Origin of the sequence: Pseudomonas sp. St290 (assembly GCF_018325805.1) — a bacterium.
GTDB classification, from domain to species: Bacteria; Pseudomonadota; Gammaproteobacteria; order Pseudomonadales; family Pseudomonadaceae; genus Aquipseudomonas; species Aquipseudomonas bijieensis.
Genome location: NZ_AP014703.1, coordinates 3,993,919 through 4,007,958 on the forward strand (window position 1 = coordinate 3,993,919; position 14,040 = coordinate 4,007,958).

Below are 14,040 nucleotides of genomic sequence, written 5' to 3' on the forward strand. Positions count from 1 at the left end.
TTTACGCAGGACGCTTTCAATGACCACCGAAAAAACCGCCGGTAACCCGATCGAAGACATTTATCCGCTATCGCCGCTGCAACAAGGGATGCTATTCCACTCCTTGCTGCACGAAGACTCCGGCGTGTACCTGATGCAGGATCGCTACCGCATCGGTGGGGCCATCGATGAAGGGGCGTTCCTCGAATCGTGGCGCCAGGTGGTGGCGCTGCACCCTTCCCTGCGCGCCAGTTTCCAATGGAAAAGCCAGAAGCAACCGGTGCAGGTGATCCATCGCCAGGTCAAGGTGCCGCTGGACACCCTCGACCTGCGCGGGCTCGCCCCCCATGAGCAGGAAGCGCGAATCCGCACGTTGCTGGAAGACGAGCAGAAAGTCGGCTTCAACCTGTCCAAGCCACCGCTGATTCGCTTCCGGCTGGTGCGCCTGGCCGATGAATCCTACGAGTTCATTCGCAGCTTCCACCACATCCTGATGGACGCCTGGTGCATTTCCCTGGTGACCGTGGACTTCCTCAAAGTCTACGAAGCACTGTGCAACGACCGCACGCCGGAACTGAAAAGCCCTCGGCCATTTCGCGATTACATCCAGTGGCTGCAACGCCAGGACGCGGGCAAGGCCGAACAATTCTGGCGCGGCCAGTTGCAAGGCCTCAACGCCCCCACGCCACTGACCGTGGACAACGGCGTGACCCGCGACCGCTACACCGATGCAGTGCTGGTGGACGACCAACTGATTCACCTCGACGCGCAGGAAACCCAAGCGCTGGCAGCGTTCTGCCGCAGTCGCCGGATCACCCCGAACACGTTTTTCCAAGGTGTCTGGTCGTTGTTGCTGTCGCGCTACAGCGGGCAGCGGGACGTGGTCTTCGGCGTCACCGTGGCCGGGCGTCCGGCCGACCTGACCGGCGTCGCGGAAATGATCGGCCTGTTCATCAACACCTTGCCGCTGCGGGTTTCGGTGGACCCGAACGCCTCGCTCGGCAATTGGCTGGGCGACCTGCAAAAGCTCAACGTCGACATGCGCGACTTCGAGCACACGCCGTTGACCGATATCCAGGGCTGGAGCGATTTCCCCCGGGGCGAAACCCTGTTCGACAGCATCCTGGTATTCGAAAACGCCCCCATCGACGAACAGATTCTCGAAGGCGGTTTCCAGTTCAGCCTCGAAGGCATGGACCACAGTGTGCATACCCACTACGGCTTGACCGTGGTGATCCTGCCGGGCGAACAGCTGGGCATCCGCGTGTCCTATGACCGCGAACGTTTCGCGGCCGCCACCGTGCAGCGCCTGCTGGGCCATATCGCCAGCCTGGTGCGCAGCATGCTCGCCGCCCCCGACGCGCCATTGGCCAGCTTCGAACTGCTGGCCGCCGAGGAACGCCAGCAGTTGCTGGGCGAGTGGGCGCTCAACCCCCACGCTTTTCCGCTGGATCAAAGCTACGCCGAGCTGTTTGCCGCCCAGGTGGCCCAGCGCGGCGAACAGGTCGCCGCGATCTGCACCGGTGAGTCGTTGACCTACGCCGAGCTGGACCTGCGTTCCACGCGCCTGGCCCATGCCCTGCGAGAAGCCGGCGCCGCTGAAGATCAACTGGTGGCGCTGGTCGCCCCCCGTGGCCTGGCGTTGTTGACCATGATGCTGGCCGTGTTCAAGGCCGGCGCGGCGATGCTGCCCCTTGAAGTCAATCACCCGCCCGAGCGCCTGCGGGAAATCCTCGGGCTGTCCGGCGCGCCGTTGCTGGTCGCCAGCGAAGCTTGCAGCGGCCTGCTCGATCAACTGCTCAGTGGCCTGGACCAGGCGCCCGAGGCGCTGTTCGCCGAAACCTGCTGGACGTCCGGCAACGACGCGCCGCTGCCGGTGCTCGCGGGCCCGCACAGCTTGGCCTACGTGCTCTTCACCTCGGGTTCGACCGGCACGCCCAAGGGCGTGATGATCGAACAGCGTGGCATGCTCAACAATATCTTCGGCAAGGTGCCGGCCCTGGGGCTCAGCGCCACCGACCGGATTCCCCAGACCGCGTCGGTGGCGTTCGACATTTCGGTGTGGCAGTTCCTCGCCGCACCGGTGCTCGGCGCCACCGTGCACATTCTTGCGGATGAAGTCGCCCACGACCCGCAGCGCCTGTTGCAAGTGCTTGCCAGCGAGCGCCTGAACGTACTGGAAATCGTCCCGAGCCTGATGCGTACCTTGCTCGCGCTGTGCCCATGCGATTTGCAATTGCCGGACTTGCGCTGGGTCCTGCCCACCGGTGAAGCCCTGCCGCCGACCGTGGCCCGGGACTGGTTCGCGCGCTTCCCCGACATCGCCTTGATGAACGCCTACGGGCCGGCCGAATGCGCCGACGACGTGGCCTTCCAGCCCATTTTCGAAGCACCGGGGGCCGAGGTCAGCCACATGCCCATCGGCCAGCCGACTGCCAACAACCGCCTGTATGTGCTGGACGAATCCCTGCGCCCGGTGCCGGTCGGCGTGGCCGGGGAAATCTGTGTCGGTGGCGTCGGCGTCGGCCGCGGCTACCTGCACGATCCGCAACGCACCGCCGAGGCCTTCATCGACCATCCTCAGCTCGAAGGTCGCCTGTACCGCACCGGCGACCTGGGACGCTGGCGTGCCGACGGGGTGATCGAGTACCTGGGCCGGCGCGACCAGCAGGTCAAACTGCGCGGGCACCGGATCGAACTGACGGAAATCGAACACCGTCTCGCCCAGCACCCGAACGTGCGCGAAGCCGCCGTCCTGCTGCGGGAAAACACCGTCGGCGAAGCCTGGCTGGTGGCGTACTGGTCGGCCCATGACCAGGCCCTGGACAGCGACGGCCTGAGCGAACACCTGCGCACCCAACTGCCGCCATACATGGTGCCAGCGGCCTTCGTCTGCCTGGACAAACTGCCCCTGAACAATAACGGCAAGGTCGACCGCAAGGCCCTGGCCGCCCGAGAACTGGACTGGCAGGCCGACACCCAGCAAAGCATCGCCCCGCGCAACGCGCTGGAAACCAGCGTGGCGTCGATCTGGGCCGAGGTCCTCGGGCGCGACACGGTGGGCGTGGAAGACAACTTTTTCACCCTCGGCGGGCACTCGCTGCTGGCGACCCAGATCGTTGCCCGCCTGCGCACCCAGTTCAAGCTCGACCTGCCGTTGCGGGTGCTGTTCGAACAGCCGACCGTGGCCTTGCTGGCCGAAGCCATCGGCGCACGCCAGGCCGAGGCCGCCGCCCCGCAAGCCAGCGCGACCAGCGTGCCCAAGGCCCAGCCACGTCCGCCGCTGCTGCCGTTGTCGTTCTCGCAACAACGCCTGTGGTTCATCGAGCAACTGACGCCGGGCACCACCCTGTTCAACATCCCGTTCGCCCTGCACCTCAAGGGTGAACTCAATGTCGAGGCGCTGCACGCCAGCCTGAACGATCTGCTGGTGCGCCATGAAATCCTGCGCACCGGCATCCACAGCGTCGACGGCGTGCCGTGCCAGCGTATCAGCCCAGCACTGGACATCGCGCTGCCCTTCGAAGACTTGTCGGGCCTGACCGCCACCGCCCTCGCCGGCGCGCAGTTCAATGCCCTGCAAGACACCTTCGAGCAGCCGTTCGACCTGACCTGCCCACCGCTGCTGCGTGCGCGCTTGCTGCGCCTGGCGCCGGGCGAACACGTACTCGGCATCGCCCTGCATCATCTGGTTTCGGACGCCTGGTCGGCCACCATCGCCCTGCGCGAGCTGGCCCTGGGTTATGAAGCCCGTTGCAACGGTGCCGCCGCCGAACTGCCGGCCCTGCCGCTGCAATACGCCGACTTCGCCCTCTGGCAGCGCGAACACCTGCAAGGCGCCGAACTCAAGCGCCAGCTCGATTACTGGACCACCACCCTGGACCGCCGCGACAGCGACGCCAGCCCGCTGCTGGCCTTGCCCACCGACCATCCACGGCCATCGGTGCAAAGCTACCGCGCCGGGATCGTGCAGCGTGAACTCAGCGCCGACCTCAGCGCCCGGGTACAGGCCTTTGCCAGTCGTCTCGGCACCACGCCGTTCACCGTCCTGTTCGCCGGTTTTGCCGTGTTGATGCACCGTTTGAGCGGCGATGCCACGGTGCTGGTCGGCACCCCGGTCACCCACCGTGAACAGCCGGGCACCGAAGGACTGCTGGGCATCTTGCTGAACAACCTGGCGATCCGCGCCGACTTCGAACCGCAAGCCGACTTCACCGCCCTGGTCAAACAAGTGGCCGAGCGCCTGCGCAATGGCCTGCTGCATCAGGACCTGCCGTTCGAACAATTGGTGGACAGCCTGCAACTGCCACGCAGCCTCAGCCACGCCCCGCTGTACCAGGTGATGGTCGCCCAACAACTGGCCATGGAGTCGCGATTGCGCTTCCCCGGGCTGGAATTCGAAGCGCTGGACACGCCGCTGCGCCACTCTGAATGCGATCTGGACCTGCACGTGCTGTGCCCGGCCAATGCGCCGATCCAACTGGAGCTGATGTTCGCCCTCGACCTGTTCGTCGCCGACAGCGCCCGCCAGACCCTCGCCCGCCTGGAGCATTTGCTCGAACACATGCTCGCCGAGCCACAGCGCCCGGTCGCCGCCTTGCCACTGCTGATGGACACGGAGTGGCAACGCACCGTGGTCGAGTGGAACCGCACCGAGATGGCGGTGCCGACGCACCTGACCTTCGCCCAGTTGTTCGAACAACAGGCCGAGCGCACCCCGGAACGTGACGCCCTGTGTTTCGAAGGCCGCAGCCTGAGCTACGGCGAACTGAACCGACGCGCCAACCAGGTGGCGCACTACCTGCGCAGCCGTGGCGTCGCTGCCAACCGCCCGGTGGCGCTGTGTGTCGAGCGCTCGCTGGAACTGCTGGTCGGCCTGCTGGGCATTCTCAAGTCCGGTGGCGCCTATGTGCCGCTGGACCCGACCTATCCGGTGGATCGCCTGGCGTACATGCTCGAAGACGCGCAACCGGCGCTGTTCCTCGGCCAGCAAGGCCTGTTGGAACAACTGGGGGCCGGCCTGCCACGCCTGCGCCTGGACAGCGACGCCGCTCTGTTCGCCAACCAACCGGACAGCAACCCGACTCCACTGGCCGGGCCGCAAGACCTGGCCTACATCATGTACACCTCCGGCTCGACCGGTAAGCCCAAGGGCACCCTGGTGACCAACGGCTCGGTGGTCAACCTGGCCTGGGCGCGCATCCATGGCTTGTATCGCCGCTACACCGACCAGCCGATGCGCACCAGCTTCAACTACTCGTTCGCCTTCGACAGTTCGGTGGCCGAGCTGATCCTGTTGCTCGACGGTCACAGCCTGTACCTGACCCCGGAAGAGGTGCGCTACGACCCCGAGGCCCTCGCCGGATTCTTCCGCGACACCCGCCTGGAAGCCTTCGAGTGCACCCCGGCGCAGCTCAAGGCCCTGCTCGAAAGCGACGGCGTTCGCCGTGGCGAGGTGTACCTGCCGCGCTTCGTGCTGTTCGGTGGCGACGCGGTGGACGCGCAACTGTGGCAACGCCTGCCGTCGATTACCGGCAGCCGCTTCTTCAACACCTACGGCCCGACCGAATGCACGGTGGACGCTACCGGCTGCGCGGTGGATGACTTCCCGCTGCGGCCGATCATCGGCCGCCCCATCGCCAACGTACGCACCTACGTGCTCGATGCCTTCCTCAACCCGATGCCGGTGGGCGTCCCGGGGGAGCTGCACATCGGCGGTGCCGGCGTGACCCTGGGTTACCTCAACCGCGCCGAGCAGACCGCGAAGGTGTTCATCGAAGACCCGTTCTCATCCGTGGCAGGCGCGCGGATGTACAAGTCCGGCGACCTGGTGCGCTGGTTGCCCGATGGCCAGCTCGAATACCTGGGCCGCATGGATCATCAAGTGAAGATCCGTGGCTTCCGCGTCGAGCTGGGAGAAATCGAAACCTTGATCGGCGCCCAACCGGGCGTGCGCCAGGCTGTGGTGCTGGCCCGTGAAGACGTGCCCGGCGACAAGCGCCTGGTGGCCTACGTGACATGCGACCAGCAGGCCGACATCCACGCCTGGCGCAAAGCCATTGGCGCCGCCCTGCCCGACTACATGGTGCCCTCGGCGTTCGTGCTGCTCGATGAGCTGCCGCTGACCGACAACGGCAAACTCAACCGCAAGGCCTTGCCGGCCCCGGAAATCCAAGCCGCGCCAGACGCCCTCGACCCACCTCGCAGCGCCGCCGAACAGCAACTGGCCGCCCTATGGGCCGAGTTGCTGAACCTGCCGTCGGCGCAAATCGGCCGTGACAGCCATTTCTTCTACCTCGGCGGCCACTCGCTGCTGGCGGCCACGCTGTTTGCCCGCCTGCGCCAACAGTTCGCCAGCGTGCCGCCGTTGCGAGCAGTGTTCGAACACCCGACCCTCGAAGCCCTGGCCGCGCTGCTGGGTGATCCGCTGCAAGCCCCGGCGGCAACCTTCGTCCCGGCGGCACGTCCAGCGCGCCTGCCGCTGTCGTTCGAACAGCAACGCTTGTGGTTCCTCGAACAACTGAGCGCCGGCGGTGGCGAGTACAACGTGGTCAGCGCCGTGCAGTTGGACGGCGAACTCAATGTCCAGGCCCTGCAAACGGCCCTGAACAATGTGGTCCAACGCCACGAAATCCTGCGCAGCCGCATCGTGCGCGATACCGACGGCGAGTTGCGCTTGGTGGTCGAACCGCAGGTCGATCTCACTCTGCGAGTTACAGTGTTGGAGGCGAGCAGCGACGCGCAGTGGCAGCAACTGACCGACACAGCGATCCACGCGGAAACCGGCCGCCGTTTCGACCTCGCCGCCGACGTGCCCGTCCGTGCCACGTTGCTGCAACACCGCGACGGCATCCAGTCGCTGTTGTTGCTCAGCGTGCACCACTGCGCTATCGATGACGCCTCCAGCCAGAACCTGCTGGATGAACTGCGACGGTTCTACACCGCCCAGTGCCAGGGCACCCCGGTGGCGGTGCCAGAGCTGGCGCTGCAATACCCCGATTACGCCCTCTGGCAGCGCGAACCCGGCCAACAGACCGCGTTCAGCAGTCAGCTGCAATACTGGCGCGACCAATTGGAAGACGGCGACTACCTGCTGGACCTGCCGACCGAACAGGGCCGTCCAAACCAGCTCGCCCCAGCGGCGGGCGCGGTGCAATTGCAGTTGCCGCCAGCGCTGGTGGAACGCCTGCGGCAGTTCGCCCAGCAACGCGGTGCCACCCTGTACATGCTCATGCTCGGTGCGGCGCAATTACTCTTGGGACGCTACGCCAACCAGCGCGACGTGCGAATCGGCAGCCCGGTGGCCCAGCGGCCATTCGCCGAGCTGCAACCGCTGATCGGCTGCTTCGTCAACACCGTGGTCATGCGTGCCGACCTCGATCCGACGCTGGATTTCGAAGGTTTGCTGGGCCAGGTGCGCAACCGTGTGCTGGATGCCCAGCAGCATCAGGATGTGCCGTTCGACCAGGTCGTGGAGCACTTGAAGCCTTCACGCAGCCTCGGCCAGACGCCGCTGTTCCAAGTGCTGTTCGCCATGCAGAACGCCGATTCGTCGAGCCAGCCATGGCCGCAGTTGCAGGTCAGCGAACGGGCGGTGACCGCCCAGGCCACCAAGTACGACCTGAACTGGGAAGTGCACGACGGCGAGGTGCTGTCGGTGTTGCTGGAATACCGCGCCGCGCTGTTCAGCGAAACCACGGCCCGGCGTTGGCTGGAACAGTGGCAACAACTGCTGGAAACCATGCTCGATGCGCCACAGACCCGCCTCGGGGATTGGACACCGCTGCCAACGGCAGAACGTCAGCGTCAGTTGGTCGAATGGAACGCCACTGAACGTCACTACAGCGGCCCGACCAACCTGCACACCGCCCTGAGCCAACAGGCCGCACTGAGCCCCAACGCTCCGGCACTGGTGTTCGAAGGCCAGCGCCTGAGCTATGCCGAGCTGGACCAGCGGGCACAAACCGTCGCCCGAGCCCTGCGCACAGCCGGCGTGGGCACCGACAGCATCGTGCCGGTGTGCATGGAACGTTCCGTGGAGATGGTCGTGGCCTTGCTCGGCATCGTCCATGCCGGCGCCGCGTGGTTGCCGCTGGATCCGGAATTGCCTGCCACACGCCTGGCCTTTCTGATCGAAGACGCCGATGCCAAGGTCACCTTGACCCAGGCGCAGTGGCTGTCGCGCCTGCCATCTGGTCATCAAGCCTGGACGCTGGATGCGTTGCCGAACGCTGAAGTCGGAGAACCGATCAGCGTCGAGGCCAACGACCTGGCCTACGTGCTCTACACCTCCGGTTCCACCGGCCAGCCCAAAGGCGTGATGAACGAACACGGCGCCTTGATGAACCGCCTGCACTGGATGCAGGACGCCTTCCCGATTGGCCCGAACGACCGTGTATTGCAGAAAACCCCATACAGCTTCGACGTCTCGGTGTGGGAGTTCTTCTGGCCGCTGATCACTGGCGCGACCCTGGTGGTCGCCCGTCCGGACGGGCATCGCGACCCGGCCTACCTCAGCCAGTTGATCCAGCAGGAACGCGTCACCACCCTGCACTTCGTGCCGTCGATGCTCCGTGCCTTTGTCGAAGAGCCGAGCCTGGTCAATTGCCACAGTCTGCGCCAGGTCTTCGCCAGCGGCGAAGCCTTGCCGGTGGACCTGGTGCGGCGCTTCATGGGCCAACACCCGGCGGCACTGGTCAACCTGTACGGCCCGACCGAAGCGGCCATCGACGTCTCGGTCTGGCGTTGCTCGGCCGACGACGTGATCGTGCCGATCGGCAAGCCCATCGCCAACCTGCGCCTGTACATCCTCGACGAGGCCCTGCAACCGCTGCCGATTGGCAGCATCGGCGAGCTGTACATCGGCGGCGTCGGCGTGGCCCGGGGTTATCTGAAACGCCCGGACCTGACCGAGGAACGCTTCCTCGCCAGCCCGTTCGTGGCCGGTGATCGCCTGTACCGCACCGGTGACCGTTGCCGCTTCCTGGCCGATGGCAACATCGAGTACCTGGGGCGTCTCGACCATCAGGTGAAGTTGCGTGGACAACGCATCGAGCTGGGGGAAATCGACGCTGCGCTGCTGGCCCAGGCCGGTGTGCGCGACGCCGCCACCTTGTTGCTCGACCAGCGCCTGGTAAGTTTCTGGTGCGGTGACGCCGATGAAGCGACCCTGCGTGCCGACTTGAGTGACAGCCTGCCCGCGCACATGCAGCCAAGCCTGTTCGTGCAGCTCGAGCGCCTGCCGCTCAACAGCAACGGCAAGCTCGACCGCAAGACACTGGCCGCCACGCCGCTGCCCCAGAGCCAAAGCGACCAGCCGCGCACCGCGCCGCGCAATGTCACTGAAACCGTGCTCTGCGAACTGTTCAGCGAAGTACTGGACTGTTCGCAAGTCGGCATCGAGGACAACTTTTTCCAACTCGGCGGCCATTCCCTACTGGCTACCCGCCTGGTCAGCCGGGTTCGTGAACGTCTTGGGGTTTCCCTGCCCTTGTCGCTAGTGTTCGCCCAACCGACGGTCGTGGCCCTGGCCGAGCATCTGCGCACGGCCATGCCCGGTGAATCGATCAGCGCGCAACCGCGCCCGGCGCAATTGCCCTTGGGTCTGGCCCAGCGCCGGTTCTGGATGCTCAGTCGTCTGGTATCGGAGTCTCGCGAGTACCACATGCCATTCGCCCTGACCTTGCGCGGCGAGCTGCAGGTCCAGGTCTTGCGCGACGCCTTTGAACAGGTCAGCCAACGCCACCTGGTGCTGCGCAGCCGGATTGTCGAAGTCGACGGCGAGCCACAACTGCTGATCGATGACCATGGTCCGGCGCTCGCGGTCACTGGCGTCGCGACCCAGGACTGGGCAACCACCTGCGCCAACGCCCAGGATGAACTGATGACACCGTTCGACCTGGCCGCCGCCGCGCCTTGGCGTGCGCACCTGCTGCAACGCCAGGGCAGCGACGAAAACCTGTTGCTGGTGTGCCTGCATCACAGCGCCACCGACGGCTGGGCCATGCAGTTGCTCATCGATGAACTGACCCAGGCCTACGCCGCCGGCCTCAACGGGCAATCGCCGGCCTGGACGCCGCTGGAGATCGACTACGTCGATTTCGCCCTCTGGCAACAGCACCCGGACACCCAGGCCCGGCGCAGTGACAGCCTGGACTATTGGAAAAACCACCTGGGCCAGGACGACTACCAGCTCGACCTGCCCCTCGATCATCCACGCGGCGCCGAAGCGGACCGGCGTGCCCGGCAACTGACCGTTCGCCTCGGCACCCCGCGCGCCGAAGCCATCCGGCAGTTCGCCCGTCAGCGCGGCACGACCAGCTATGTGGTGCTGGTCACCGCCTTGAGCGCGCTGCTGGCCCGCTACAGCGGCCAGCGGGAAATCCGCCTCGGCACCCCGGCGGACCAACGTGACCATGCGCAAACCCAGACGTTGCTGGCCTGCCTGGTCAACACCCTGGTGATCCGCAGCGACGTCGACCAACGGGCCCCGGCCGAGCGATTGCTCGCCAGCCTCGAAGCCGATCTGCGCGCCGCCCAGGCCCACGCCGATCTACCCTTCGCCACCCTGGTCGGTGCCGTCGCGCAAAACCGCGACCTGAACCGTACGCCCCTGTTCCAGGTGTTGTTCTCCCTCAACTATGGCCGCGTCGACAGCAGCCAATGGCCGGGGCTGAACGTCGAAGAGCAGATGCTGCCGGTGATCGACGCCAAGTTCGAACAGAGCTGGGAAGTCCAGGACGACGGCAGCGACATGACCCTGGCGCTGGAGTACCAATCGGCGCTGTTCGACGAAACGACGATGCAACGCTGGATCGCCCAGTGGTGCGCGCTGCTCGACGCCCTGGTAGCGGCACCGGAGCGCACCCTGGTCGAACTGTTCCCGCAACAGCAGGACCAACAGCAACTGGATCGCTGGAACGCCACTGAACGTCACTACAGCGGCCCAACCAACCTGCACACCGCCCTGAGCCAGCAAGCAGCCCTGAGCCCCAACGCCCCGGCGCTGGTGTTCGAAGGCCAGCGCCTGACTTATGCCGAGCTGGACCAGCGGGCGCACACCGTCGCCCGGGCCTTGCGCGCAGTCGGCGTGGGCACCGACAGCATCGTGCCGGTGTGCATGGAACGTTCCGTGGAGATGGTCGTGGCCTTGCTCGGCATCGTCCATGCCGGCGCCGCGTGGCTGCCGCTGGATCCGGAACTGCCTGCCACGCGCCTGGCGTTCCTGATCGAAGATGCCGATGCCAAGGTCACCTTGACCCAGGCGCAATGGCTGTCGCGCCTGCCCGTTGGGCATCAAGCCTGGACGCTGGGGGCGTTGCCAAACGCTGAAGTCGGAGAACCGATCAGCGTCGAGGCTAACGACCTGGCCTACGTGCTCTACACCTCCGGTTCCACCGGTCAGCCCAAAGGCGTGATGAACGAGCACGGCGCCTTGATGAACCGCCTGCACTGGATGCAGGACGCCTTCCCGATTGGCCCGAACGACCGTGTATTGCAGAAAACCCCATACAGCTTCGACGTCTCGGTGTGGGAGTTCTTCTGGCCGCTGATCACTGGCGCGACCCTGGTGGTCGCCCGTCCGGACGGGCATCGCGACCCGGCCTACCTCAGCCAGTTGATCCAGCAGGAGCAGGTCACGACCTTGCACTTCGTGCCGTCGATGCTCCGTGCGTTTGTCGAAGAGCCGAGCCTGGTCAATTGCCACAGCCTGCGCCAGGTCTTCGCCAGCGGCGAAGCCTTGCCGGTGGACCTGGTGCGGCGCTTCATGGGCCAACACTCGGCGGCACTGGTCAACCTGTACGGCCCGACCGAAGCGGCCATCGACGTCTCGGTCTGGCGTTGCTCCGCCGACGACGTGATCGTGCCGATCGGCAAGCCCATCGCCAACCTGCGCCTGTACATCCTCGACGAGGCCCTGCAACCGCTGCCGATCGGCAGCATCGGCGAGCTGTACATCGGCGGCGTCGGCGTGGCCCGGGGTTATCTGAAACGCCCGGACCTGACCGAGGAACGCTTCCTCGCCAGCCCGTTCGTGGCCGGTGATCGCCTGTACCGCACCGGTGACCGCTGCCGCTTCCTGGCCGATGGCAACATCGAGTACCTGGGGCGTCTCGACCATCAGGTGAAGTTGCGTGGACAACGCATCGAGCTGGGGGAAATCGACTCGGCCCTGCTGAACCTGCCGGCCATCACCGGTGCCTGCACCCTGGTCATCGACAATCGCCTGGTGGCGTTCTACAGCAGTAGCACCGCGCAGTCGGACCTCGACACCCAGCTCGCGGCCGAACTACCGGCGTACATGGTGCCAGCGGTGTGGGTGCAAGTCCCGGCCCTGCCCCTGAGCACCAACGGCAAGATCGACCGCAAGGCCTTGGCTGCCTTGCCCCTGCCGAACACCCAGAAAGACTACGCGGCACCGCGCAATGACCTGGAACGCCTGCTCTGCCAGTTGTTTGGCGAACTGCTCGGCGAAACCTTGACCGGCGGCCGTGAAGTCGGCACCTCGGACAGTTTCTTCGCCCTGGGCGGTGACTCGATCCTTGGCCTGAAACTGATCTCGCGTTTGCGTGAACAGGGCTATTCGCTCACGCCACGGGATCTGTTCCGCTCGCCGACCCCGGCGGCCCTGGCCCACGTGACCACGGCACTGCTGACCCAGGCCGAACAAGGCGAGGTGACCGGACCGATGCCGCTGATGCCATTGCACCAGTGGTTCTTCGACCAGCAACAGGTCCACGCCGCACATTGGAACCAATCGGTGCTGGCCGACAGTGACCGCCGCCTGGAACCGGCCATCGTGCAAGCCACGCTGGATCGGCTGGTGGCCCACCACGACGCCCTGCGCCTGCGTTTCACCGACGTCGACGGCCGATGGCAAGCCCACATCGCGCCGGTGGCACCGGCCCAACTGACCTGCTGCGAGCACCCGGAACAGCTGCTACACGTCGCACAAAGCCTGGACCTGCAACACGGCCCGCTGTTCGCCGCGGCCCTGCTGGAAGGCACACCGCAGCGCCTGTACCTGGTGGCTCATCACCTGGTGGTCGATGCGGTGTCCTGGACGCCGTTGCTGGAAGACTTCCAACAGCTGTACCCCGCACTGGAGCGTGGCGAAAGCCCGACGTTGCCGGCAAAAACCACCGCCTATCGGCAATGGGCCGAGCACCTGCAAGCCCATGGTGCCAAGGTCGCTGCCGAGCATCGCTACTGGAGTGCCCAGACCGGCGCGAACCAGCCGCCAATGGCCATCGTCGCTGAGCGCCAGACACTGTCGGCCCGCTGGGATGCCAGCCGCACGCACCAATGGCTGACCGAGTCCCATGCCGCATACCGCACGCAACCGGAAGAACTGCTGATCGCCGCCCTCGCCGCAACCCTGGCCGAGGTCGAACAGCGCAGTGACATCGTGGTGGACCTGGAGCGCCACGGGCGTGACGCACCGTTTGCCGGACTGGACGTCGGCCGTACCGTCGGCTGGTTCACCACGCTTTACCCACTGCGGGTGAACGCCAGCGGCGGCGCCGGCGATCAGGTGCGCAACGCCAAGCAGGCCTTGCGTGACGTACCCGGCCTGGGCCTGGGCTACGGCTTGCTGCGCCAGCGCGGCGAGTTGCCGGCCAGCCATGGTGATGTGCTGTTCAACTACCTGGGGCATGAGCAAACGCCAGAGGGCTGGTTGCGCGCCAGCAGCCTGACCCCGCCGCCGGACGTGGCCCTGCAGAACCGAGTGACCCATGCCCGTGAAGTGGTGGCCTGGCTGGAGGACGGCGTGTTGCGTGTCGAATGGCACAGCGTCACGCCGAATGCCGACAGCCATTTGCCCGCGCGCCTGCTGGAACGTTTGCAGGCGCTGGTCGAACACTGCCTCGACCCACAGGCCGGTGCGCTGATGCCCGCTGACTTCCCGCTGGCCAAGGCGCTGAACCAGAAGTCCCTGGACAAACTGCTGGGCAAGCTCAAGACCAAACCCAATTCCCAAAGCTAGCGAGCGACGCGGCGCCCGCACAGGTCTGAGACCGGCGCGGCGCCTTGATCGACTCACTTGAGTTTTCAAGACTT

At 65.9% G+C, this 14,040-nt stretch carries 1 protein-coding gene; it reads left to right on the top strand.

All coding sequences use genetic code 11. The annotated features are described in order from the left end of the window. Positions 1-19: 19 nt before the first annotated feature. Complete coding sequence (locus PBDP_RS17415) at positions 20-13,966, top strand: non-ribosomal peptide synthase/polyketide synthase (RefSeq protein ID WP_212801048.1); 13,947 nt, start codon at positions 20-22, stop codon at positions 13,964-13,966. Positions 13,967-14,040: the final 74 nt, after the last annotated feature.